Origin of the sequence: Rhizobium sp. 32-5/1 (assembly GCF_029537235.1) — a bacterium.
In the GTDB taxonomy this organism is placed as follows: Bacteria; Pseudomonadota; Alphaproteobacteria; order Rhizobiales; family Rhizobiaceae; genus Pararhizobium.
Genome location: NZ_CP120639.1, coordinates 300,230 through 324,754, shown reverse-complemented (window position 1 = coordinate 324,754; position 24,525 = coordinate 300,230). Strand labels below are relative to the sequence as shown.

General features: G+C 57.5%; 17 protein-coding genes and 4 pseudogenes. 12 read left to right on the top strand and 9 right to left on the bottom strand.

Annotated elements, in window-relative coordinates:
• Nucleotides 1-9 precede the first annotated feature (9 nt).
• Nucleotides 10-2,093: pseudogene (pbpC, locus tag P6U16_RS23075) on the bottom strand (penicillin-binding protein 1C).
• Nucleotides 2,093-7,537, bottom strand: a complete 5,445-nt coding sequence (locus P6U16_RS23070; RefSeq protein ID WP_277704871.1) for an alpha-2-macroglobulin family protein — start codon at nucleotides 7,535-7,537, stop codon at nucleotides 2,093-2,095. The pseudogene pbpC and the gene P6U16_RS23070 overlap by 1 nt, the downstream one beginning before the upstream one ends.
• Before the next feature lie 509 nt (nucleotides 7,538-8,046).
• Between P6U16_RS23070 and P6U16_RS23065 the strand changes: the two genes are divergently transcribed.
• Nucleotides 8,047-8,340 (top strand): hypothetical protein, encoded by a 294-nt coding sequence (locus tag P6U16_RS23065; RefSeq protein ID WP_277704629.1) that lies wholly within the window; start codon nucleotides 8,047-8,049, stop codon nucleotides 8,338-8,340.
• Here the strand turns inward: P6U16_RS23065 and P6U16_RS23060 are convergent.
• Both P6U16_RS23060 and P6U16_RS23055 read right to left on the bottom strand, forming a co-directional pair.
• Nucleotides 8,333-8,757: pseudogene (locus P6U16_RS23060) on the bottom strand (DUF4143 domain-containing protein); the annotation flags it as partial. The gene P6U16_RS23065 and the pseudogene P6U16_RS23060 overlap by 8 nt on opposite strands.
• Nucleotides 8,758-8,766: 9 nt before the next feature.
• Nucleotides 8,767-9,437, bottom strand: a pseudogene (locus P6U16_RS23055) (IS5 family transposase); the annotation flags it as partial.
• 239 nt (nucleotides 9,438-9,676) lie between these two features.
• On the opposite strand from P6U16_RS23055, the gene P6U16_RS23050 reads away from it, so the two are divergent.
• The 3 genes and pseudogenes from P6U16_RS23050 to P6U16_RS23040 all read left to right on the top strand — a co-directional run bounded on the left by P6U16_RS23050 (nucleotide 9,677) and on the right by P6U16_RS23040 (nucleotide 13,779).
• Nucleotides 9,677-10,360, top strand: a complete 684-nt coding sequence (locus tag P6U16_RS23050; RefSeq protein ID WP_277704628.1) for an FkbM family methyltransferase — start codon at nucleotides 9,677-9,679, stop codon at nucleotides 10,358-10,360.
• A gap of 1,057 nt (nucleotides 10,361-11,417) precedes the next feature.
• Nucleotides 11,418-12,334, top strand: a pseudogene (locus tag P6U16_RS23045) (IS5 family transposase).
• Between the two features lie 122 nt (nucleotides 12,335-12,456).
• Entirely contained in the window at nucleotides 12,457-13,779 is a 1,323-nt protein-coding gene (locus tag P6U16_RS23040; RefSeq protein WP_277704627.1) for a cellulase family glycosylhydrolase, read from the top strand.
• Here the strand turns inward: P6U16_RS23040 and P6U16_RS23035 are convergent.
• Genes P6U16_RS23035 through P6U16_RS23025 form a run of 3 tightly spaced genes read right to left on the bottom strand, consistent with a single transcriptional unit; the run spans nucleotide 13,773 to nucleotide 16,311 of the window.
• On the bottom strand, nucleotides 13,773-14,204 hold the full coding sequence (locus P6U16_RS23035) for a hypothetical protein (RefSeq protein WP_277704626.1): 432 nt from the start codon (nucleotides 14,202-14,204) through the stop codon (nucleotides 13,773-13,775). The two genes, P6U16_RS23040 and P6U16_RS23035, sit on opposite strands and share 7 nt — an antisense overlap.
• 23 nt (nucleotides 14,205-14,227) lie before the next feature.
• Nucleotides 14,228-15,211 carry a hypothetical protein gene (locus P6U16_RS23030; RefSeq protein ID WP_277704625.1) on the bottom strand — a complete coding sequence of 328 codons (984 nt, stop codon included), beginning with the start codon at nucleotides 15,209-15,211 and terminating at the stop codon, nucleotides 14,228-14,230.
• The gene (locus P6U16_RS23025) at nucleotides 15,208-16,311 is read right to left on the bottom strand and encodes a glycosyltransferase family 4 protein (RefSeq protein WP_277704624.1); all 1,104 of its coding nucleotides are present in this window, start codon (nucleotides 16,309-16,311) and stop codon (nucleotides 15,208-15,210) included. Before P6U16_RS23025 ends, P6U16_RS23030 begins: the two co-directional genes overlap by 4 nt.
• Nucleotides 16,312-16,385: 74 nt before the next feature.
• Here P6U16_RS23025 and P6U16_RS23020 point away from each other — a divergent pair, with 74 nt between their 5' ends.
• From P6U16_RS23020 to P6U16_RS22995, 6 genes are all read left to right on the top strand, one after another.
• Nucleotides 16,386-17,867 (top strand): polysaccharide biosynthesis C-terminal domain-containing protein, encoded by a 1,482-nt coding sequence (locus P6U16_RS23020; RefSeq protein WP_277704623.1) that lies wholly within the window; start codon nucleotides 16,386-16,388, stop codon nucleotides 17,865-17,867.
• Between the two features lie 162 nt (nucleotides 17,868-18,029).
• Nucleotides 18,030-19,025 (top strand): sterol desaturase family protein, encoded by a 996-nt coding sequence (locus P6U16_RS23015; RefSeq protein WP_277704622.1) that lies wholly within the window; start codon nucleotides 18,030-18,032, stop codon nucleotides 19,023-19,025.
• Nucleotides 19,026-19,553: 528 nt separating this feature from the next.
• Nucleotides 19,554-19,781 carry a hypothetical protein gene (locus P6U16_RS23010; RefSeq protein WP_277704621.1) on the top strand — a complete coding sequence of 76 codons (228 nt, stop codon included), beginning with the start codon at nucleotides 19,554-19,556 and terminating at the stop codon, nucleotides 19,779-19,781.
• A gap of 11 nt (nucleotides 19,782-19,792) precedes the next feature.
• Nucleotides 19,793-20,146 carry a GNAT family N-acetyltransferase gene (locus P6U16_RS23005; RefSeq protein ID WP_277704620.1) on the top strand — a complete coding sequence of 118 codons (354 nt, stop codon included), beginning with the start codon at nucleotides 19,793-19,795 and terminating at the stop codon, nucleotides 20,144-20,146.
• A 33-nt stretch (nucleotides 20,147-20,179) separates the two neighbouring features.
• A complete protein-coding gene (locus P6U16_RS23000; RefSeq protein ID WP_277704619.1) occupies nucleotides 20,180-20,992 on the top strand; it encodes a hypothetical protein in 813 nt (270 codons plus the stop codon).
• Nucleotides 20,956-21,612 carry a hypothetical protein gene (locus P6U16_RS22995; RefSeq protein WP_277704618.1) on the top strand — a complete coding sequence of 219 codons (657 nt, stop codon included), beginning with the start codon at nucleotides 20,956-20,958 and terminating at the stop codon, nucleotides 21,610-21,612. Before P6U16_RS23000 ends, P6U16_RS22995 begins: the two co-directional genes overlap by 37 nt.
• On the opposite strand, the gene P6U16_RS22990 is transcribed toward P6U16_RS22995, so the two are convergent.
• The gene (locus P6U16_RS22990) at nucleotides 21,566-22,204 is read right to left on the bottom strand and encodes a hypothetical protein (protein ID WP_277704617.1); all 639 of its coding nucleotides are present in this window, start codon (nucleotides 22,202-22,204) and stop codon (nucleotides 21,566-21,568) included. The two genes, P6U16_RS22995 and P6U16_RS22990, sit on opposite strands and share 47 nt — an antisense overlap.
• Before the next feature lie 11 nt (nucleotides 22,205-22,215).
• Nucleotides 22,216-22,887 (bottom strand): hypothetical protein, encoded by a 672-nt coding sequence (locus tag P6U16_RS22985; protein ID WP_277704616.1) that lies wholly within the window; start codon nucleotides 22,885-22,887, stop codon nucleotides 22,216-22,218.
• On the opposite strand from P6U16_RS22985, the gene P6U16_RS22980 reads away from it, so the two are divergent.
• Together P6U16_RS22980 and P6U16_RS22975 are read left to right on the top strand one after the other, a co-directional pair.
• Nucleotides 22,888-23,514 carry a hypothetical protein gene (locus P6U16_RS22980; RefSeq protein WP_277704615.1) on the top strand — a complete coding sequence of 209 codons (627 nt, stop codon included), beginning with the start codon at nucleotides 22,888-22,890 and terminating at the stop codon, nucleotides 23,512-23,514.
• Between the two features lie 44 nt (nucleotides 23,515-23,558).
• Nucleotides 23,559-24,524, top strand: a complete 966-nt coding sequence (locus P6U16_RS22975) for a GNVR domain-containing protein (RefSeq protein ID WP_277704614.1) — start codon at nucleotides 23,559-23,561, stop codon at nucleotides 24,522-24,524.
• Nucleotide 24,525: the final 1 nt, after the last annotated feature.

Below are 24,525 nucleotides of genomic sequence, written 5' to 3'. Positions count from 1 at the left end.
AGGAAGCGCCTATTCGACGAAGACCCGCACGCTTGCCGCGCGGCCGACCGCGTCGATGACCGTCAATGTCGAGTAGCCGCCCCCATCGGGGATCCACTGGCTGGTGCGGCGGCGTGTGGTTTCGGGAAGAAGCTTGCCGTTCGCGAGCCATCGAAATGGTGCGCGCCCACCCTGGAGCTTCAGCGCCAGCGGCATCAGATCACCCCCGGATGCAGCTCCGAGTTCGACCCGTGCTCCCTCGGGGGATAAACGATCTGCGGGGCCGGTTCGCGGCTGGACGACGAGAGAAGCCCACTTGGCGTCATGGCAAAACGGCGTTGGCTGATCGGCAGCTGCGTCTGCGAAATCCGCACGGCCCCCGCGGGTGCACCGGGCAGACTGGTGATCGCTACGCCGGATTTGGCAAAGGCTTCAAACAGGATCGGCGCGGCGCTGCCATAGCCGGTGATACCGGGCACTGCGCCATTGTCCGGCCGTCCGACCCACACACCGAGCACGTAGCGACCGTCAAAGCCGACCGACCAGGCATCGCGGTAGCCGTAGCTGGTGCCGGTCTTGTAAGCAATGCCACGCTGGCGGCTGCCGGCAGGCGGGATGACGCCCGAGAGAATGTCCGCCACATGCCAGGCGGCGACTGCTTCCATCAGCGGCTCGCCGAGGATTCGCTCGGGCTTATCCTGAATGCCGTCGCCGAGGCGCACGGGCTGGCCGCGATTGGCAAGGCCAGCATAGAGTTGCACGAGATCCTTCAGCGAAACCCCGACACCGCCGAGACCGATCGCAAGGCCGGGCGGTTCATCTTTGGGCAGCGACGGCCGGACATCGGCGCGGCGAAAGTGTGCCATCAGCCGTGTCGGGCCGACCGCATCCAGGAGCCGGATCGCCGGCACGTTCAGCGAAAGCTGAAGCGCCTGGCGAATACTGACATCGCCCTGGTAGCTCATATCGAAATTGCGGGGACGGTAACCGAAGAAGTCGGCTGGCCTGTCCTCGATGATGGTTTCCTGCGAAACAATGCCTTCCTCAAATGCAAGGCCGTAGATAAACGGCTTCAGGGTCGATCCAGGCGAGCGTGTGACACGCGTCATGTCGATCCAGCCCGAGCGGCTGGCGTCGAAATAATCGGCCGATCCGACCTCGCCGATGATCTCGCCGGTGCGCACATCGGCCATGATCATGGCAATCGACACTTTCGGGCCGAGCCTGGCTGCCGCGTCCCGTGCAACGGTTTCGAGACCCTGCTGCATTCGCCAACGCAGCGTCGTCTGGTGCTGTTGAACCGCCGGCTGCTTGCGACGAGCCGCTTCGGCCACATGGGCGGCGAAGGCCGGCAATTGCAGGCGACGGGATGGAACAGCTTCCAGTGCTGCGCGTCCGGCCTCGCCCTCGCCGATCACCTCGGAAACCGCCATGCGCTCGAGAACCCGGAGACGGGCCGCTTCGGCGGCAGCGAGGTGCCGGTCGGGCCGGCGTCGCTCGGGAAGCTGCGGCAGGGCCACCAGCAGCGCAGATTGCGCCACCGTCAACCGCTTCGGTTCCTTGCCAAAATAGGCCAGGCTGGCCGCGCGAATGCCCTCAAGATTGCCGCCATAGGGTGCGTGCGTCAGATAAAGATCGAGGATTTCCGCTTTGCTCAGGCGCCTTTCGATCTGGAGCGCGCGGGCGAGTTGCCGGAGCTTGGCGATGAACGAGCGGCCCTCGCGCGGTTCGATCAGTCGAGCCACCTGCATGGACAGGGTGGAGGCCCCGGAAACGATACGGCCATTGCCGATGAATTGCGTTGCGGCCCGCAGAAGCGCCAGCGGATCGACACCGCGGTGTTCGGCAAACCGTTGGTCCTCATAGGCAATCAGCATGCGAATGAATTGTGGATCGACGTCCTTTGCCGTGGTCTTCAAACGCCAGCGCCCTTCGCGCGTGGCAAAGGCCCGCAGCAATTGCCCGTCCGCATCGAGAACTTCGGTGGAGACTTCATAAGCCCTGTCGAGCGGCGGCGGATAGGTCTTGTCTGCCGCTCTCAGGCCAAAGAACCCGGCCACGGCCAGCAGTATGCTGGCCGACATGCCGATACCGATTGTCCGCAGGATCGCCATTATTGCGCTCCGACAACCTCCATGCGGCCGGTCGCCGTGCGGGCCGAGAACTGTGGACGATACATGTCCTCGACGCTTGCGGCCGGATGATCGTAGGTTCCGGGTGTTACAGCGCGCACCACATAGGCAAGCGTGATTTCCCTGTTGTCGCCGCTTCCCCGGTCGAAGGCTGCAACGAAACGATCGCTGCGGAATTCGGTGTGGGCTGCCTCAACTGCGCCGATCCAATCGAAATTCGACAGTTTGGCGCTATCGACGAGACCCGGATTGTCGATCTCGAAACCGGCCGGAAGAAGGTCGGTGATCAGCACGCGTGATGGCCAGTCATTGGTTTCGGTGGCCTTGAGCACAACGACATAGCGCTCGTTCTGCTGCGCCTGGCTGACATTGGCTTCCTCGCCATCCAGCGTGTAGTAGGTCCGGGTGATGGCGAAGCCATCGCCACCAGCCGGCAGCGGCTGTACAGGTGCGGCGATTGTCGTCACGACTGCAGCGACCGGATCGCTCGTCCGGTTGCGGATCGTCACGGGCTGAGCCAGTAGATCGTCGCCGGTAACGCGAGCGGAATAGCTGCCCGCCTGCGGGGTGCCGTTGATCTCCAGCTTCAGATCCTGATCCCCATCCTGAATGGCGCGCGCTGCAAGCAGCATCCAGGTCTGTTCCTGGGTGCTGGTATAGCGCTTCTGCTCCCAGTTGCGCGCAACAATCTTCGAAAGCTCCGGAATGATCGTCGGCACAGGTCGGCTTTCAGCCGCAAGCGCCAGAACGGCAGCATCGTCGCGCAGCGACGAACCGTAGTCGGAACGTTTCAGGCTGACATTCACCAGACCGGTCGACAGTTGCAGCGCATTTTCGAAGATGTTCATAGCGCGCTGCGCATCCCCGTAAAGCGCAAGCGCGCCTGCGATATGCGCACGGGCAAGCGGTGTTGGAAACTCCGCAAGCTTCGTATCGGCATAATAGCGGAGATCGCTGATCGAGGCTTTGCGGTTGCGGGCCAGAACATAGAGCGCATAGGCAATCTCGTTGCCCTGATCCTGCACATTGACGTCATAGGCGAGCGAATTGCGCAGGTTCTCCAATGCCTGAACCATGGCCGCTTCCGGCACGTCGTATTTCTGTTCGCGGGCGCGAGTGAGGAAATCGCTGACATAGGCATCGAGCCAGAGATCACCGGATCCCGGGCTCCAGAGGCCAAAGCTGCCAGCCGACGATTGATAGGCAAGGACACGGTAGATCGCCTCCTGCACCCGCTTCTTGACCTCGCCATCATCGGCGATCCCTGATTTCTTGGCCATTTCGCTCAGATACAACAGTGGCAGGGCACGGCTCGTGGTCTGTTCGGCGCAGCCGTAAGGGTACCGGTCGAGCGTCATCAACAGCGCCGGAATATCGAAGGCAGAGGAACGCGAGACACTCAGGCTCACCGATGCACCCTGCAGGATGCTGTCGGCCAGCAGTTCGCCATCGACCAGCAGGCTGCCATTCGGTGGAATGGTCACGGGCCGGCGCGTGGTGATCGGCAGCGAGGCCGGTCTAACGGGAATGTTCAGAACCTGCTCCAATGACAATCCGGCCGCATTCGACAGCTTCACGGAGATCACGCCGTCGCCGTTATATCCGCCCATCAGGGGCAGAGTGGCATTGAATTTGCCGCCGGCGGCAAGCGTGACCGTCTGGGTCGCGGCCACCGGATCGACGGTGACAACCGGATTGCTGGTCACCTGCAGCTGATAATCGCCGGCCGATGCGTCGGTATTGGCGATATCAAGCCGCAATTCCGAGAGGTCCCCGGGTGCCAGGAATTTCGGCAGGCTTGCGGTCACCACGACCGGGTCGCGGATGATCACATCAGCCGTTGCATGGCCGACGCCGGTCTTCGACCAGGCAACCGTCATAATGCGCGCCGTGCCGTTGAACTGCGGGATGTCGAAGCTAATGATCGCCTTGCCATCCGCATCAAGTTGCACCGGGCCGGAGAAGAAGGCGACCAGTTGTTCCGTCGGCGGGTTGCCCTGGATCGGCATTTCCGAGCCGTCGCCACCCGTGCGCAGGCGCCCGGTGGCGCCGAGCGATCCGTCGATCAACCGACCATAGAGATCGCGGATTTCCAAGCCAAGGCGACGCTGTCCAAAATACCATCCGTCCGGGTTCGGCGCCTCGTAGCGCGTCAGGTTGAGAATGCCGACATCCACGGCCGCAACCGTGACATAGGCTTCTTCCAGCCCTGCACCCGTAACGGAGACCGGGATATTCAAGGTCTGGCGTGGCAACGTCTTTTCCGGAAGATCCAGTGCCACCGACAATTTGCGCTCGCCGGGGTTTACCGTCAGCCATTTGATGCCGATGGCGCGCATCGGCATGCGGCTTTCCTGGGCATCTCCTGGCCTGAACAGCGTGGCGGTCACGTAGGCTCCCGCGCCCCACTCGGCAGTAACCGGGATCTCGATCTCGCCGCCCTCGGCTGCGATACTGGCATTTCTTGTCGCAATCAGGCTCTCCGCCCCGACCGTGACCATCAATTCCCCGGCAAAACGTGAACTGATCTTCAGCTTTGCTGTCTCTCCGACGGCATAGCTTTCCTTGTCGAGCGCAATCTCCAGTCCATCTGGTGTCTCTGTCGATGTTGCTTCGACATACCACCCCGCATCGAATTCCACGCTTGATGTCGGCCCATCGATCTGCGCCGTCTCAATCTCGAGCCGGTAGCGGCCCCAGGTGACCGGAGCCGAGATTTCAGCACCATCAACGGTTGCATCGACCGTGCCATTCGCAATGAGCTTGGTCGAGACTATAGGTTCGTACCGCCAGGACGTGCCTTCGCGGTACCACTGGTAATTGCGCTGGACGCTGACGAGCTTCCAGGAAAGGGCTGACATTGCCTGCTTCTGGCCGGCCGCATCAACGGCGATCACATGAAATTTGCCGATCGAATTTTCGGCGAGATCGCCGGAAAATTCCGGCTTGATGCCGATCATCGAACCTGTTGATTTGACCGGCAGGGACAGCGTCCGCTCGACGGCGCGGCCACCGGCTTCCTGCATGCGCAAAACGATATCGGCGTTCAGGAGCTGCGTTGTCGAGGGAACCTCGCCCAGCATGACGTCGAATGTCGCCTTGCCATCCTCATCGAGAGCATTGAGGCCCTCCAGCGTCGTGCGGCTGTCTTCGCTCGCCTCCTCATCGGCGAGCCCGAAGACATATCCTGGAAAGGCAGCGCTGCTGCGGGTCGGCTTCAGGGCGACATCGCCCTCGATTTCCAGCCCGGCGGCCGGTGCACCGTAGAGATAGCGGCCATCGACGGAAACCGGGGTAACTGCGTCCGGGTCGATCTCCTTGGCTTGGCTTGTCAGATCGAATTCGATCCTATCAGGCACGAAATCATCGACCATGAACTGTTTTTCAGCGATCGACGTTCCCTTGGGATCGGTAAAGATCTGCATCGTCCAGGTGCCGCGCATCGAATTGCTCTGGAGGGCAAGATCCAGCGTGTGACCGCCAGCCACCCCGCCATCGCTGACGATGCGGCGATCTTCCACACCATCCGGGCGCAGGAAGACGAAGGTCAGCGGCAGCTTTTCGACCGCATTGGCTTCACTATCGCGGGCAAGGGCTGAGACGTGTACGGTTTCGCCTGCACGGTAGATGCCGCGTTCCGTCCAGGCCAGCACATCAATGGCGCCAGGGGCGGCGCGGCCGGTGACGCCGCGGTCGGACAGGTCGAACCCCGCACGCGTCATGTCGAGGAAGACGTAGTCCTGCGTTCCGCTGCGGGCGGTGATAACTGCCGGCGTCATGGCCGCCGTTCCGCGCATCAGTCCAGCGGTGAAGGTTGCGCGGCCTTCGGGGTCCGTGGTCGCCGTTCCCAGGATTTCGTTGTTCTTTGCAAGCAGCTCCAGCGTCACGCCGACGAGGGGCTTGGCGGTGGCAAGAGATCGCGCAAAGACGTTCAGGCCGTCGGTGCCGGCATAGGTCGTGACGCCGATATCAGAGACGACGAACCATTGTGTCGCCTTGGTATCCCATTCATTCCCGCGGCTGTTCGATGCCATGGCTGTAAGGACATAGACGCCCGGTTTACGCTCCGGCAGTGCGTCATCGACCGGGAAGCTGGTAATCACGTCCTTGTTGAGTTCGGAGGTCAGATCGATCGAGCCCTGCCAGACAATCTCACCGCTTTCATCCTGAATGCGCTGGGCGCTGTAGCCGTCCATCTGGGTCAGGAACTGCGAATTGGTAAGTAAGCTGGCAATGTTGCGGTCGCCGATCCGATAAAGCTTGAGATCGGCGCTTTGAGTGTTGACGGAGACGATCGGAATGCCGCGACGGGCCGTGCTCGGCAGGACGAAGCTGTCGCCGGTGAAGCGCACGCTGGCAGATCGGTCCGGCACGTAGATGTCGAGATCAACCTGGGCTTCCAGTGCTTCATCGACGGACGACGGCAAGCCGGCGCGGAAGGCGAGCTTATAGCGCTGGCCGTGGGTCAGGCCTTCGACGCAGATTTCGCTCCCCTTGGCCTCGACGGCCTTGGGTGGTGCGCCATCAAGCGTCACAAAAGGCGCATAGTCCGTACCGATCTTGACCAAAGGTTCCGAGAATTGAACGCAGGCGCGGGGATTGGCGCTGTCGGCATCTATGGTGTTTCCGACCATGCGGAAGCCCTCGCGCGACTTCAGGTCGACATAAGCAGCCCGCACGGTCTGTGAATCCACGAGGGCAAGGCTCGCCTTGTAGGCGCTCAGCGCCTGGCGAAAATTCTGGGTGTTGCGAAAGGCTTCAGCAAGTACGGCCAATGCATCGGCGCGGCTTTGCGTGGTGCGACTGAGTTGGTAGCCATTGAGCGCGCTCAACTGCGCCTCGATTGCGATACTCGAACTGACGGCGGACCGGTTGCCGGCGCGAGCGGCCTCAATCCAAAGCGCCCCGTCTTCCGGATTGATAGCCAGCGCGCCTTTCAACGTGCTGACCCCCTGCTCGATCTGCAAAAGACCGAGATTGGCCCGGGCGATCGACTGCAGGCCCTCAAAACCCATGCTCTGCTGATCAGCCGTCAGCGCGAGACCGGCTTTCTGCTCGCGCGCCTGCTGCAACAGCTCGTCGGAGACAAAGTCGAGTTTCGGCGCAGCACCGATATCCGGGTCGCCATCGACTTTAACGACCTTGCCGGCGACAGCGCCCGCAAACGTGTTCAACTGGTTGAAGTCGGTCTTCAGGAAGCACCATTTGACCTTCGGATTATAGGTGAAGGCCCGGCAAGACTGATCGTCGAGGCAGGAGGTCTTGCACTGGTCAAGCGAAACATCCTGAACGGTGCGCAGGTCGAAGCCGAAATAGTCGCTATCCTGCGTCGTGACGATGTCACGAGAAGGATCCGTGGCCCCCGCCGGCTGGGAGGTAGCAAGAGCAATCAGAAGAACGGCTGAAAACCCGATGAACGCGCGCATAGACATCAAGTCCTCCCACTGCTGCTCGTCTCGATGGCCGCATGTTGAAACTTCGCTGGAAATTGTCAACTGGACATTGTGGGGTGCGTGGCCTTGAGGTTCGAAGAGGGCGGTTTCGTTGCGGCACGGCACGGGCTTCTCCACAGGTGCTGTTGCCGAATTGTCGCATATTTTACTTTCTGGTAAACACGGCTTGAAATTGCTGCGACGCAGCATTATTCTAATCTCGTCGAAGCGGTTCACCTCCTCCCGGACCCCTTTCGATCTGACGGACAGCACTCCTCCTCCCAGCTGTCGGTCCCAATTGATAGCCCGGTGCACCTCCTCCCGCACCGGGCTTTTTCTTTGCCGTTTTCTGATTTTCGGAAGATCTCATGGCTTCTGCCGCGAGTTTGCCATGAAGGCCGGCCAAATAGCTACGCTGCGCTCAATCGGCCATTTGCGCTCAATCGGCCATTCCTGAGTTCGGGATCGCTGTTCAGCAATTAAACAGTGGAGTATCAAGGCTTTTGGATATCAGCGAAAACGACATCCGCTTCCTTCAGGGCATGAAATTGTACTTCGAGGCAAAGGCGCAAGCCGCTCTTCTCAAGCGACGGCTGGAAGAGGCCCGAAAATCCGCCGACAGCAATATTGCGGATTTCTATGACCCGCGGATAAACTGGGCCTGGGCGGACGAGATCGCGCGCAGCCACGCGCTGAAAGCCGAAATGAATCGGCTGATGCTCGCAGCCGAGGCCTGGGGGAATGGCGAACCTTTCGATATTCCACCACACGGTCGCCTGGGCGGTCAGGTCAGCTAATATCCCTGAGGGTTTGCGCTGCGTGCTGAAGCGGTACTACCTCGATACCGTCCCGCAAGGGGAAGGGCTCCATGCCGGGATAGATGACGATACGGCGTTCCGGCTTGAGATCTTCGCAGGCGTGGTAGAATCCCCGCTCCAGTTTCGGCGAAAGACTGCGCTTGATCTCGATGGCGACGATCCGGCCACCGGGCAAGGTCAGCACCAGATCGATCTCCGCGCCTGCCGACGTGCGATAGAAATTTGCCTGCGTTCCTTCCGGTGCCGCGGCGCAGAGCGTCTCAAATGACAAAACCCTCGTAGCTTGCACCGGCGACCGGATGGCCGAGTACAGCTTCCTTATCACCCCAGGCCAAGCAGCGTGTGGACGAGGCCACTGTCGCGCACGTAAACGCGCGGTGACTTGACCAGCCGCTCAGCCCATCTATGCTCGAGGACGGCGTCATGGGCTGGGTCGCCATCATAAGCGCCTTCGGCCGTGAACTGACCGATAGGGTCATCCATCTGGTCGAGCAGCGCCTCCACCTGCGAGGCGTGGCCAGCGTCCAGTTCAGTCATGACGTGAGCGATGATCTCACCGCTGTCAGCATCCAGCGCCAAGCGCAGTTTGCGCCATCGCCGACGGGACTTGGCACCATGCTTCTCCCCCAGCCATTGGTCGGCGCCGTAGACTTCCGACCCGGTGCTATCGACCAATACGCGAAGCGGACCATCCGGCAGAGACTGACAATCGCTACGTCTGGCGGGCGGGCTCCAGGTTCTCCCCCGACGGCTGAGTATTGTGTGGTCAGGGGCTGGGAGATCCAACCCTATCAGCGCAAGCACGGAGCTCAAAAATCCTTCTGTCTGCTGCAGCCGAAGTCCGAACGCCAGGCCCAGCGTCAACGCCGTGTCGATAGCGAGATCGGAATAACGCGGCTGGCCACCTCTTGTCTTGCGACGACGTGGTGCTGACCAATCGCCAACAGCCTCCGACGTCATCCAAAGGGTCAGACTGACACGTTGGCGCAGACCCGCACCATACTCCACCAGTTCGTCAACTTGAACTTCATCTTGCCGATGTGATGACGGCGAGCGGCGTGATGTTTGTGTGGAATGGGTGATCAATCAAGCTATTTTCGATTACAGCCACATAGGCGGAAACTCGTGAAATCTGATCCGTGCACCAGCGCCGTATTTACTGAAATCACTGTCCGCGATTTACCGGAATCCCTGTTCCAAAATTACTGAAGCAGGCGCCCTAATTAACCATTTATCAACTATCTTTAGTCGGCGAGCAATTATTACTATACCTTCGATCCAAATGTAATTTGGCTAAAAATAGGACATTAAGCGAATGCTGGCATTACATGCGGCCCGCAAGGCAAGCGTTAATATTCGTAAACTTCCGGGAACGCATCGCATTATCGATGTCGTGCGAAGGCTGTCCTATCGAATGGGTAGTGTCACAATTGCCGATTTCGATGAAGACCTAATAATAACGCTGGATTTATCAGAACACATGGCGAGCCAAATCTTCTGGTTCGGCTACTACAGCCGGGATGTGGCGGTTCTTTTGAAGGACTATCTTCCCGCCGGCGGCATCTTCTTAGATGGGGGAGCGAACATTGGCGAGTTGACGTTGTTAGCTGCCAAACGAGTGGGGGCTGCGGGAAGAGTTATAAGTTTTGAACCTGTGGAGGAGATCCGGAAGAAGCTTATTCAACACATAGACTGGAACAAATTTGGATCGATTGTCTCAGTCCGAGAGCAAGGTCTTTCGGACCAGATAGGAACCCACTTAATGTATGGTGCCACGACGAGCTACGGCGATGGCTCGCAACATTCTGGACTTGGCACCATCTTCCCGACAGATACTCGTGGTTCTGAACTCGGGATGATCGCGCTGACCACGATTGATCGGACGGTAAAAGACTTGAACCTTACACGGTTAGATGGAATCAAACTCGACATTGAAGGTGCTGAACTGGCCGCGATCAGGGAGGCGCCGAAGCAATCCAGCGATTCAAGCCCTGGTTGATCGTTGAGATTGGTCAAGACACATGCCAGGCTGCGGGATACGAACCAGCTGACGTTCTTGCAGCCCTTTCTGATTACACGTTTTATCGCATAGCGCGCCATGGACGTTTAGCACCGATCACGGCGAATGACCTTCTACCCTGGCAGAATGTGATGTGTTTGCCCAAAGTACCGAATGGCTAGATGGTAGCCGTCCGCGGTGCAGGACGTATGAGGCGTAGAAGTCCGAGAAAAATCAAAGTCATTGAGGCGAAAAACCCTCCGATCCCAGTGCTGGCAGTCTCGCGGATCCTACTCCAATTTTCAGGAGCCATCGTTACCTCGTACAGCCGATCGACGGCGTCTTGCGTGTCCACGTCACTTGTGGAAAACCGGTATTTCTTCGGGGAGGCTGACCATGTTGCCTCCGTTGTAGATCCAGTCAAAGGTGTTTTGATGTCGATTAATCGTAGAATGGCACAGATATAATGGAGGTGCTTTCAATGCCGAGTCTCCAGATGTTAGAGATTTTTTGTGCAAGTTTGGTAGTTGCGCAGGGTCGACGGTTCCGTTGTTTATCCCTGTGAGGCGCGATCTGACTTCAACAGAAATGGAGTTGCATTCGAAGGAGACTGATTGACGGATATAAATCAAATCAGGGGAATTATGTTGTTATGGCGGTAATTATATTTTGGGTCTTCGGCGCATTGCTCTGCGTTACGTTAACAATGATCGAGGGAGAGGTGTCGGCCAAGGGATGGGACAGAGCGCGCTGTCTCGGGCTTTTACTTTGTCTCGCTTGGCCATTTTTGATCGCTTGGATCGCAATATTTGAGGGGCGCACAAGCCGCCACGGATGAGGCGGCTGAAAATGCTCCATAAAAAAGACTGCAGGTTCTGTAATAAATTTTTGGTTTACATATTTTCGTTAGAGAACCGTCGTCGTAATAGAGTAGAATGGCGCTGGTGTACGGATCAGATTTCACGAGTTTCCGCTTATGTGGCTGCAATCGAAAATAGCCTGATTGATCACCCATGCCACAGAAACCCACGCCGCTCGCTGTCATCACCTCGGCAAGATGAGTTCAAGGTGACGAACTGGTGGAATATGATGCGGGTCTGCGCCAACGTGGCAGTCTGACCCTTTGGATGACGGCGAAGGCTGGTGGCGATTGGTCAGCACCACGTCGTCGCAAGACAAGAGGTGGCCAGCCGCGTTATTCCGATCTCGCTATCGATACGGCGTTGACGCTGGGACTGGCCTTCGGACTTCGGCTGCAGCAGACTGAAGGATCTTTGAGCTCCGTGAAGGCCCTGATGGGGTCGGATCTGCCAGTCCCTGACCACACAACACTCAGCCGTCGGGGGAGAACCTGGAGCCCGCCCGCCAGACCTAGCGATTGTCAGTCTCTGCCGGATGGTCCGCTTCGCGTATTGGTCGATAGCACCGGGTTGGAAGCCTACAGCGCCGACCAATGGCTGGGGGAGAAGCATGGTGCCAAGTCCCGTCGGCGATGGCGCAAACTGCACATGACGCTGGATGCTGACAGCGGTGAGATCATCGCTCACCTCATGACCGAACTGGACGCTGGCCACGCCTCGCAGGTGGAGGCGCTGCTCGACCAGATGGATGACCCTATCGGTCAGTTCACGGCCGAAGGCGCTTATGATGGCGACCCAGCCCATGACGCCGTCCTCCAGCATAGATGGGGTGAGCGGTTGGGCATTCAGCCACGCGCCAATGCGGTGGAAAGGCCGGACGCCGATCTCTCCTGTCAACGAGACATCGCGGTGATCAACGCCGATGGACGGATGAAATGGCAGGCCGCGACTGACTACGGCAAGCGATCTCTGGTCGAGACCGCGATCGATCATTATAATTGGGCACCGACTAAGCGCGCGCTCATTGGCCGCGCAAAAGAGGGTAGTCGCCCTCGGCTGCGCCGTCCACAATTGCATGCTGGCGTCGCAGGCCCAAAATCCGTCCGTCGCATGACCGCAACCGCATAGCACAGCATTGAAGACAGAAATCCGTTCATTCATCGGCCAACGCAACAACGCCGACAAATCCGAGTGCAGGGATCTATAGCGCAGTGATCACTCTAATGGCACGCATGGTTGGCAACCGCCGAGTGTTCTCCCCAACATTGCCTACTGCAGCGACGCATCAAAGGCGAAAAGAGAAAATGGTTAAATATGAGATCGATTGTTGCGCTTCTCAGTCTCCTGATGATTGCCACAACGCTACAGGCGTCGCCTTTGCGGCTTAGCCGCGGTGTAGGCGTGCATGAGTGGCTGAACTGGTCGCCCGTCGAAGCAAGCGGCAGCTATCGAAGACCTCCCTACCGCAGCGTGGAGCAATGGCTCAACGGTGGCCGGTCGTTATCGGACTGGCCGAAGGGAAATGAATTTTCTCGCATCAAGGCGATGGGCTTTGACTTCATCCGCCTGAGCGTCGATCCCGGTCCGCTCCTTGCCGGTGGGACTGCGGAGCGAAACGAGGCGCTGGATGTCCTTTCCGAGTCGGTTAGGCAAGCGACGGATGTCGGTCTGAGCGTCGTCTTCGACCTACATGCCGTTGGACAAGTGCCTGCCTATAGCAGAGATTTCTTCGATGGGGCCCCCGACAGCGAGGGCGTGTTGCTTTACCGCGCCATGGCAAAGGATGTCGCTGCCATGCTCGTCCGGATTGGCACGAGCAAGGTAGCTTTTGAGCCTTATAACGAGCCTGCCCAGTATCCCTGCGGTGAAAACCGCAGCGGCGACTGGCAGCAGATCATGGCAGATACAGTCGCCGATATCCGGAAAGTCAGTTCTGAACTCACCATAATAGCGACCGGAGCCTGTGGTGGTAGCATCACTGGGCTCCTCGATATCGATCCATTCTTCGACGATGCGAATATCCTTTACAGCTTCCATATGTACGAGCCTCACAGCTTTACGCATCAAAAGGCGCAAGAGCCGAATGGTTTTGCTTCTGGATTGCCTTGGCCCGCGAGCAGGGGCTCGCCCGAGCAAGCTCTCCGACATCTCCAGTCGCAGATGCGGATTGCTGGCGTAAGCCGGGCGGAGGAGATTAGGAGTTTGGCGAAGGCTGAGGAGGAGATCAAAACGTATTTTAAGACGAACTGGGGCAAAGCGACGCTTAAAGCGCGCATCGGTGAAGCTGTTACCTGGGCCGAGCGAAATGACATTCCTCCGTCACGTCTCTTTATGGGCGAGTTCGGTGTCATCCGGATGGCTGTCGATAAACGTTCCGGCGCCTTTGACGGCGACAGGCTTCGCTATTTGCGAACGGTTCGTGAGACGGCCGAAGAAAATGGTATTGCGTGGTCTGTCTGGGAGTATGCGAACCCGTACGGTATGACACTAATCGAACCCAAGGGGAAAGCATCACCTGACAAAGATATGTTGCAAGCGCTCGGGCTTCCAACTCAATAGCGCATGACATCCAGCCGCTGATCGATAAACGCCCGCTTGCCGCTCAGCCCGGTGGCAATCTGGGAAACCTCCTCCACCTGAAATGCCAGGTGTCCTTGGCACCGCTCAGTCATGTAACTGCGGAATCGCTCTATATCTGCCTGCGAGCCATCTCGATCAAGCATATAGCGGATCACAACATCGCCGGGCGTATCCTGATAGAATTGGAACTCGGAGATGCCCCTAAAGAGCTCCGGATCATAGGCGTCCGATGATACCATCATCGTCATCATCGCTGTAACAATGCGCTGACCACTGACTGAGATCAAAAACTCGGGCTTGCGACGCGGCGTCAGCGCCCGGACGCGCAAACGCTCTCCATTCTCGGGAGTAGGCAATTGGGCTAGCTTGCCAAAATCCCCGGTATCGTAGCGAATGAATGGCATCCCCGTCGATAGGAACCCGGTACTCACAATTCGCCCTTCTTGGCCAAGTTCCGTGACGGGGTCATTTTTTCATCCAACAGTTCGGTTAAACCGTAGAGTGGATTGAATTCGTAGAGGCCTTCTTCTCCAAGAACCTCGGCGGCGAACGCCACCTTTTCACTCAGGCCGTAGAAGGCACTAAAAGCCACATTGCCAAGGACATCGCGGATCAGACGTCTCTGATGATCAAAGAGGGGCTCCGATATTGGCAATATGCCTTTAATGCCTGCACTCGGCGTCCTGCCGATCTTCCGCATATGGCGGCAAAGAAGCTCGATAGCGGACGGATAGCCATACAGGAAGCGAATCCCCCGTCGATCGATCTCATCGAGATAAATTGGCACGTCCTCCGGCAGCATGGGGAAAACGGCAATTTTTAACTCCCGCAGGGCAGGATCCCACTCATAGTGACCGGACCCGCTGTCCTTCAATTGAAAGCCGCGCAGCCTGACACGTGCATCTTGCTCGCTAAAGCCGATCCGCGACCAAACGTCGTAGACAAATGCCATTTCCCGTGGGCTGCGGTCTTTGTCGAGGAAGAAAGAAAAGGGCGATTCCGCGTTGGATCCGTTCGTCCCGGCTCTGTCCAATTGCCAGAGCGGAACCGCCAACGCCCCATCGCCAGCTTGCCGCAATCGCTCCTTGTCGAGAACTGGCAGGCACCGCAAGTCTGCAGGCATCAAAGTGGACGCATCGAAACCGCGACCGAACGCTTTATCGATGAGTTCATGATAGTAGGGGCTCCCCTGATGAGCTTTGGCGAGAAGTGCTCGCAGCGATCCAAGATGCTGCTCATGCGCAAATCGTGGATCGCCTGCTGCCCTTGAGATGCGCATGCGCCAATCGGCGTAGGTTTTGCCGAACTTCATGCGCGTTGGTACCAGGGTGAGGAAGGGCATTGCCGCGTTACGTACGAAGTCGGGGCTGCGCACATATAAGCCGCGCAGAACGTCCAATGGTTTCATCATTTTTCCATCCGATCCCGTGCGACTGTCCGCCAGATTTCACAAAGGGAGGCCGTAAACGTCTCCACGTCGAGATATTCACGATGCCGCGACCGACCTGCGTCTCCCATTCGTCGGCGGAGATCTGGATCCGCCACAAGCCGCGCAAGCGCATTCTTTAGTGCCGCCACATCGCCTGGAGAAACAAGAATACCTGTCTCTCCGTCGCTCACAATATCCTCGACCGCGCCGACAGGCGTCGCCACGACAGCAAGGCCTGCCGCCATACCCTCTACGATCGACATGGGTAGGTTTTCGGCGTGGGAAGGAAGCGTTAGAATATCTGCGCGGGACAGCAGATTTGCGACTTCGTCCGGCCCTTGCCACCCTAAAACCGTCGCTTTGTCTGAAAGTCCGAGTTCATTGAGACGAAAACGCAACTGTTCCGCCTCGCCATCCCCGGCAATGGTCGCACGCCAGCCTGGCAAATCCTTCATCGAAGCAAGCGCCTCGCAAAGTTCAGGAACGCCCTTTCTCTTCCCGATTCTTCCGAGAAAAAGAATATGAACCTGATCCCCACCTCCTTTCCACGGCAAAGCTGGCGCGCTCGTGGCATTGGGGACGATGACAACCTGCCTCTTGGTCTCTGGCGATTTGGAAATTATGAAATCCCGCCAGACCGTTCCAAGCACCACGACCCGAGCCGCTTTCTGAAACATTGCCCGGATACGCCGGTTGAGGAACGTGTCGTCTTTCGACCAGAACGTCATATACTCAGCGCCGTGAAGGTGAAGTATGTAAGGGACAGCCAGCATGGTTGCGCATGCCGCAATTATCAGCTTGCGATAAGTGCTTCCGTGACTGGCGAGGTTGATGTGAACGACGTCGATTTTGCCACGGAGTCGTGCGCTGAGCATTTTCGCGCAGAAAGCTGCAAGGTACAGGGCGGAGACACTGACATGTCCTTCGCCACGAGTGGGCAGGAAGCGTGCCCGCACATCATCCTGTGTATGGCGATCAAGCTCATGCTTCAGCGAAGCCATGATTCTATCAATGCCGCCTTGACCAGTTCCGCCCAACGGCGTGGTCACCAGCACGTCAACCACGCGGCCCTTCTGTTGCACGTCTTTCTCCCGTTTCCGCTTTGGGATGAAATCACGTAACTGTTAATATTTTTCCCGTAGTATGCATTCAATGCGTGGCGCCGCACCTTGGTCCCGCCTTTCAAGGATACAACCTTGCTGCTCAAGTCCACTTTGATTTACGGCCCCGCTATCTTGCTGACGCGGCTGTCGGCCCTTCTCTTCTTGGTAGTTGCCACGCGCCTCATAGATCAGACCGAGTTTGGACTGTTGACACTCGTTGTCACGGTTGGGGAGATGACGGACGCTGCATTCACGGGTTGGTTGCGCACCTCTCTGCTCCGGCTCGGTGGAAAGGGGCGGTGACAAGCGGCAGCCTTTCGCGTTCTGGCCTCATCCTCCTAGTCACGACCTTGCTCACGCTCGTTGTGGCAGTCATCGCCAGCGGATATGTAGCGCCGGAGCGCTGGCGAGATTTTTCAATTGCCGTCTGCGCTTATCTGGCCGCCGGGACGGTCGCTCGGTATGGGCTCGTCATCCTCCAGATGCAGCAGCGGCACAAGACTTACGCCATGATGGAAGGCTTGCGTGCCTTGCTGCAACTCGTCTTTCCGATCTCGATCATGCTGATGAAGAGCGATTCCTTCCTTGCAATTTCGCTCGCATCCAGTCTGGGCATGTTGACTGCCGGCCTGGCCGCCGGTTTTGCCGCGGCCACCAAGGTCGTTCCAGGTCCTGCACGCTTCACGCATCGTGAATTCTTTTACCTCGGCATTCCGATCGTTGCGGTTGCGCTCGTCGGTTTCGGTCTTGCGAATATGGAAAGGGTCTTTCTGAAGTTCTATCACGGCGCATCCGCCGTCGCGCTGTTTGCCGCCGTCTACGCACTTGCCCGCCAGCCGGTCGACTTTGTTGCAAACGCCCTAAACATGGGAGCCTTTCCTGAGATCGTCGGCCGGTTCGATGAGGACGGAGGGCCCGCTGCGGCCGCGCTGCTTACACAGTTCCTTGCGCTCATCTTCACTTTCAGTCTACCTATCGCCGCTCTGCTTGCCGCGCTCGGCCACGATATCGCCGAACTGCTGCTGCCAAAAAGTTATGACGGACCATTCAACCTGCTTTTCGGTGTCATCGCAGGCAGCGTGGTTTGCATCAATCTTGCGGACATCGTCTACAGCACGGTCGTTCTCGCCCACAAGAAGGCCTGGTTGTTCGTCATCAGCAAGCTCTTCGGGTCTGCGGCCGCCATCCTCCTTTGTTTTCTCCTTATCCCGAACCTTGCTGAAACTGGTGCCGTGATGGCACTCGCCGGCGGGGCTGTGGCAAACCTGCTGGTATGCATGATAATCAGCGAACGGCTGACGCCGGTACCCTTGCCTTGGCGTACGCTTGCGATCTCACTGGCAGTTTCGACAATGATGGGAATTGTCTCATCGTTCGTTAGTCACAAGCTTGCGGATATAAACGTCGCCCCTCGTCTAGCTCTTGCCGGCTCGGCAGCTGTCTTCATCTTCATAGCAGCAAATGCGCTGTGCTATCCGAAACAGACGCGTTCTGTCATGCGACGGTTCGCAGCCACCTGCGGCGTATTGCAATAAGAGCAACGCATTTCCGATGGGGCGAGGCTGACATGCTCATACCGGCCTCTTAGATTCGGCGATTTGAAAATGGGATTTGCATCCAAATTATCAGTTAGCTCTTACGGTTCCTTCACTTCGTTTTTGTATATTGATTTCCTACCTTGAGGGGAAGACAGTGTGATGTTTAGTGAAATCTACAGTAAGATAATCGGAAAACTTTATAATATAGATTACGTCACTCTGGCGCTGATCTTGGGAACTGCACTTTTCTGTGCTCTGATCGTTTATTTCAGGACGGTAAAGGACAGATCGATCAGGGACTTCTTTGGCTTTCTGTTTCCCGAAGAAATCATTCTGCATCCGTCGGCGCGCGCCGATGCCATGTTCTGGATCACAAAACGGCTGATGATGCCGTTCCTGCTGATTCCGGCGGGAGCGACGTTTATAGCCGCCTCGGGTTATGCGACAAACCGGCTGATAAGCTCGGCGTTCGCCGGCGAGACGCCTCTCATGGACGGTCCTCCTGGTCCGGTCACGCTCGTACTCTTCACAGCGACCATGCTGTTGGCCTACGATATTTCCTACTATTTATATCATGTTGCGCAACATCGTTTTCCGTTCCTATGGGAACTGCACAAAGTCCACCACTCCGCCGAAGTCATGGTCGGTATCACCAAGGATCGTGTTCATCCGTTGGACGAACTGATGAACCGAGCATGGGATGCAGTCATTCCTGGAATCTGCTTTGGCATATGGAGCGTGATAGCTCTCAATCCCGTGGAAGTCGTCGTCTTCGGGCTGAACGTCTATGTGCTGCGCAACATACTGATGATGGATTTCGTGCGGCACACCCACCTGCCGATTTCCTTTGGTCCATTGGACAAGGTGATTCTTTCTCCGCACTGGCATCAAGTTCACCATAGCGTCGACCCGCGGCACTACGACAAGAATTTTGGCTTGTTATTTTCGTTCTGGGACAGACTGCTCGGCACTTCATTCGTTCCCGATCCGAAAGAGAAACTGAAGTTCGGTCTCGTCGACCGTGACGCCAAAGATTATCAGTCGCTGGCAGGTCTCTATATCCTGCCACTAAAGAAGATGTGGCGCCGCGCCTCTTCCTACTTCCGGCGACCCAGGCGCGTTGGTGTCCAAACCAGGGATTCGTCTTCATCATGAACATGTACTCGTCAACAGACGGCATGGCGGTCCAGCGCCTGGAGATCGTCGTGGCATCCGATCGGCTGGCCGCGATCGAGGAACAGTGGACGCAGTTGTGGCATTCTGCCGACGCTCTCATTTTTCAAAGTCATGCCTGGATTTCGGCCTGGTGGACCACGGCAAACCAGCAACATGTCACGCTTCGAATTGGCCTGATCTGGAACGGCGACAGATTGATCGCCGTCCTCCCTTTGCGATCACCAGACGCAAGGGATTACGCATTCTCGAATGGGCGGCGAGCGCCTATACCGACTATTGCGATCTTCTTTGTGCGCCGGAATGTTCCGATGCAGAGCTGCACAAATTGTGGATGTTACTATGGAAAGGGGCGGCTTCGATCTTGCCTTCATAAACCGCCTTCTCCCCGACGCGGCGGCGCAAGGTTTCATTGACGCGGATAGAGGCGCACATGGGACGAGGCTTTATCCGGGCTATCGGCTAGAGATCAGTTCTCGCATAGGCGGCTGGCAGAGCGGAGCGGCGTGGTTGGCAAGCCACCCGAAGAAGGCTCGCCAGAACTATCGCCGTGGTCTCAAGATGCTCGAAGAGGCTGGAACCGTGCAGTTCCGGTTGTTGGCTCCCGATGAGCCGCTTGGGCCGGTTCTCGACCGGCTGGCTGTGCTGAAACGGAAATGGCTCGATCGGAACTCGCTGGTATCGGATTTTTCGATGGAGAGGCGCCGCTCCTCAACGCTCTGGTTGACGTGCTCGTAAAGGCCGGACTCTTGCGTCTGTTCGTCATCGAACTCGATGGCGTCGTGGTGGCCATTTCGGTCAACTTCGTTCAGAACGACAGGATGATGGCGTGGGTTACGACATACGATCCTGACTTCGGGCGGGCTTCGCCTGGCATGGTCCTAATATTTGACTATGTGCAATGGTCATTCGACCACGGATTGGGAGTGGTCGATTTGCTCTGCGGAGGCGAGACGTTCAAGGACAGGCTTGCCAGCGAGGTAGTTCCGTTGCGGTCCACCATCGGCGCACGCACGATGAAGGGTTCGCTTGCGCTTCTGGCGCAAGGGGTACGCCAGAAGCTGGGGGCCGCATTTTCAAAAAAGCTGGTGGAGCCGGCGTGATTGTCCCTAGCGTAAGCGCCTTGGAGAGATGAGTTGAAAGTCGATATCATATCGTTCCAGGGCAATATTCTACACTGGGAAAGGGATTTGGCTGCGCGGCTCCATGAGGCAGGGCATGATGTCCATACCGATTACCGAGAAGCTGCCCCGAGGGCGCCATTCTTGCAGACAGTCATCGCCTTAGAGGGCCGCCGGACGGGTGTCGCCGTTAGACCCGTGTCCCTTTTGCCCGTGACCCGAGTTCGCGATCCGGACGTGGTTCTCGATCTCACAGGAGAGGCTAATTCACACCGTGCACCCGTCCTGACCGTGGAAATCGGCGGCTGCCGCCGTCTCACCGAGGGGCTTATGAAACTGCGATCTGGGTCCGGCCTCGTGGATCTTCTCGCTCGCTGCGATGGCCGCCCGGTTGGTCATGCCTCGCCGCTCATCAGTGATCGGGTGTGGCTGTCGCGTGACGTCCAGGAAGTGCTAGCAAGCATACAATCCCTCATTCTTCAATGTCTTGCTCGCATGAAGGCAGGTGTGCTCGACGAGATCGCTGTACCGCCAACTCAACTGACCGTCCGGCGCCCGGAGTTCGCCTATGTGACGCGGCTGATCGGCGGGCTTGCGACGCGCGCGCTGAAAAGAATGACGCCGGGGAGCCGCGATTTTTCCTGGAGGACCGCCTATCGCTTTATAGACGGGCCTGGCATCGGCGAAACCAAAAAGATTGAGGGCCCCCCTTCACCTTCATCGAGGACGATGGCCAACGTTTCTATGCAGATCCGTTTCCCTTCGTGCACCAGGGGCGATGCTATCTGTTCGTGGAGGAGTTTTCCTACAGCGGCGGCCGGGGTGTGATTTCGGTGGCCGAACTGGATGCGAACGGACGCTTTGGTCGTCCCCGAATCGTTCTGGAAGAGGCGCACCATCTGTCCTATCCAAACGTCTTTGCACATGAAGGGCAGATTTTCATGATCCCCGAAAGTAGTGCCGCAAATCGGGTCGTTCTCTACCGAGCGGACCCATTTCCCGATCGTTGGTGCCAGGAATGCGTGCTGATTGAAGGAAAAAGATTCGCCGACGCGACCCTTCTTGCCTTTGGGGGCAGACTTTGGATTTTCGGAACCGAGCAAATCGCTGGCGGCAGTGCTTCCGATACGATGGCAATTTACAGCGCCGAACGCCTCAACGGCCCGTGGGTGCCGCACCCCTTGAACCCTGTTGCGATCGACCGCGCTGGTGCACGGCCGGGTGGAAGAGTTATCGAAACAGGCGGAAAACTGTTTCTACCCGTACAGAACGGGACCAAAACCTATGGCGGAGGGCTTGGTCTGCGCGAAATTATCACTCTTAACGACGGGGATATTCAGCTTGGCCCGACCGTGCCAATTCTTGACACAGCCGGCAAGGAGCATGCCAGTCTTCACACACTTAATCGCGTAGGACGACTTGAGGTGATCGACCAGCTTTCGCCATGACCTGTCTTCTGGACGTTACCGACGTGTCAACCACCTTTCCCAATCCCACGAGGAGAACGGAGACGAGAAGAACGTCGACAGACTTGGTAGCAAAGGCGTTATTTGTAAGGTCCACGAGAATGATGAGAATAGACCCTATCTTCGCCGATGTTGCCGCTCCCCCAATAAGGCGTCGCATATAGCTGAGAACGATGAGTGTGAATAGGATCGCCATCGGTAGTCCCATCAACAGGGTGAAATAGACAGGGGCGCTTTCGATATGCTGGATTCCGATCTTTTCTCTGACGACCTGCAAGAGCACGCTGGCATCCATGCCAAAAAGAATGTCCGTCCAAGAAACGTAGTCAAAGATCTCGTAAACCTGCACGCGGGCCAGCGAGCTGTCGTCCACTATGGAATAAAAACGGCTGAGTAGTCCAACAGACAGGAGCAGCATCGCCAAAGCCAATCCGAAGGCTATCACAAGGGAAAGTGTTATAAACTTAGCCTGTCGCTCCTGACGGCGCGAAAGCCCATCCCAGCGCAGGACCACGATCAGGAGAAGGGATTCCAGGAGGCAAGCTGCCAGCGCAGTACGGGCGTTTGCTGCCACGCAGCCAAGGATCAGGGTGAGAATGACCGAGACCTTAACCCAGCGGGGCCATCGTGTGAGCGGGACAAAGCCGATCGCGAGAGCACATTGTCCGCCGAGCGCCAGGGGATGGCTGGAAAGTCCATAGGCACGAAAAAGTCCCCGCCCGCGTTGATAGAAACGAGATGACGCTGAAGGATGGCCTCGACGATACCGACGAACGCACTTGCGATGAGAATGCAAAGCACCGCCACGGCGACGAGCCTGCGAGCCTGCTTGCTCTGGAAGAGGAGAATGATCACCATCAGCACCGCGGTGAGATAGGTTTCGATGAGGAATCCGATAGCGCTGAACCGACTAGTAACAACAAAATAGACTACGAAGGCACTCAGTATGGCGCCATAGCGCAGCATGGAACGCAAAACATCGGCATCTTCTTCTGCAAGCTGAGGTGGTCTACTTAGCCGATTTACGAGAATTGTGAAAAGCACCGCCAACATCGCATAGGTGGCGAGGTGGAGCTTCTGGTAGAATGGCCCGCCCTCGATGGAATAGCTCATCAGCATATTCATCATTTCTGGCGTCACCAGCAACCGCAACGCAACCGCTGCGATGGACAGAAACAGGAACAGGATCGCGAACGCATTTTCCCTTAGATCGACGCCAGCCGATCCCGGGGTGACCTTGAAGGTGGCGTAGGCCATGTGAAAATCCTTGTCGAAGCTGGCTTCTCCGCGCTCGTTTACTCGCCCGTTGACCGGTCAAGGAACGAATCTTTAACGATGCCTCTCTATATATACAGCCACATGGCAAACGAGGCGTTAATGCTAATGGAAGGTTCCCTACTCGATCTTATTCCGGATACGGTGCGCGCCGGCACCTCCGCACGCGAACGGGAGCCAGTCAAGACGCTACCCGGTCGCCGAACTAAAGTTCCGCTCCCGGAAGAGGAAGCTGTGACCCTGGACCGGATCGCGGGGTTTATGGAGTTAGATCTACGGCGTAGCCTCGTGTGGCTAAAGGCAGGTCGCAAACTCACCCTCGTGCTTGCCATTACAGGTGCTGTCGCAGCCGCCGCGTGGGCACAGATGCAGCCGCGCAGCTATACTGTCACCACCGATATTCTCGTTGACCCAGTCAACCTCCAACTCCTCAACAAAGACCCTTTCGCCCCAGCCGCCGAAGGAGACGCTTCACTGTTCGCTTTCGGCAGCAAAGTCAGAATCCTGACGTCGGGCAATGTGATCATGAGAGCTGTCAAAAATCTGAAACTTGCTGATGACCCAGAGTTTTACCGTAATTCCTCCGGACTAAGTTCATTTTTGGGTTGAAACCTACGGGTAAACCGGACCGCGACAGGGCGGCGCAGTCAACGTTGCAAAAACATGTTTCTGTCGTTGTCGACGAAAAGTCTTTTATGGCCAGCCTCAGCGTTTACGCGCAGACGGCCGCGAAGGCGATTGAAATATCTGAAGCTCTCGTTGAGGGTTTTCAAGTCGAGCTGGCGACGGCGGATTCCGAGAACGCGGCGCGTACGGCGCGTGCGCTCGATGACCGGCTGGGCGACCTCAAACGGGACGTGCTCGACGCCGACGAGCGCGTGGAGAATTACAAACGCGCCCACAAACTCTCGATCGGTGATAACGGCGGGCTTGTGAGCGCTCAAACTCTCACTCAGCTCAACAACGATATCATCGCCGCCCGCACTCGCGCCATTAACGCCCAATCGAGTTACGATGAGATGCTCAAGGCTGGCAATTCCCTGATTGGCAGTCAGGCGGCCGTTTCCCCAGCCCTAACCTTGTTGCTGCAAGCTTCTGGACTGTTGCAGCAACAATATGAAGACCAAGCTGCAATCCTGGGACCACGCCACCCGTCCATTGTGCGCCTGCAAGCCCGCCGGTTGTCTATGCAGCAACAGGTCGGAGCAGAGCTTGAACGCGTTAGAAGCGCGGCCAAGGCGGAATTGGACAAGGCCAATGCCACTGTTGTCGAACTTACCAATAAGATGAACGCTTTCGAAGATTCTACTTTCGACGACAACCAATCTCAGATCGAATTGCGCGAGCTGCAACGCGACGTAGCAGCCAAGACAGCGATCTACGAAAGCTTCCTCTCCCGCACAAGGCAGATCACGGAGCGTGAGCAGATTAACACGAACAACGTTCGGGTCATCAGCGAGCCCTTGCCGCCCTCTAGTCGTTCCTGGCCACCAAGCGCAATTGTTTTCCTGATCCTTGGCGGTATCGCAGGTGCGGTACTCGGCATCGGTCTCTCGCTTCTGCGCGGGATTGTTTCGGACATGCGGACGCCATCCGGCATTCGGTCTGGGGCACGGTAGC

Excerpts from the sequence above, each read along its gene's own strand:
- P6U16_RS23070 (WP_277704871.1), bottom strand. The coding sequence starts at position 7,537 with ATGCGCGCGTTCATCGGGTTTTCAGCCGTTCTTCTGATTGCTCTTGCT.
- P6U16_RS23050 (WP_277704628.1), top strand. The coding sequence starts at position 9,677 with ATGCTGGCATTACATGCGGCCCGCAAGGCAAGCGTTAATATTCGTAAA.
- P6U16_RS23035 (WP_277704626.1), bottom strand. The coding sequence starts at position 14,204 with ATGCCATTCATTCGCTACGATACCGGGGATTTTGGCAAGCTAGCCCAA.
- P6U16_RS23030 (WP_277704625.1), bottom strand. The coding sequence starts at position 15,211 with ATGATGAAACCATTGGACGTTCTGCGCGGCTTATATGTGCGCAGCCCC.
- P6U16_RS23015 (WP_277704622.1), top strand. The coding sequence starts at position 18,030 with ATGTTTAGTGAAATCTACAGTAAGATAATCGGAAAACTTTATAATATA.
- P6U16_RS22985 (WP_277704616.1), bottom strand. The coding sequence starts at position 22,887 with ATGGCCTACGCCACCTTCAAGGTCACCCCGGGATCGGCTGGCGTCGAT.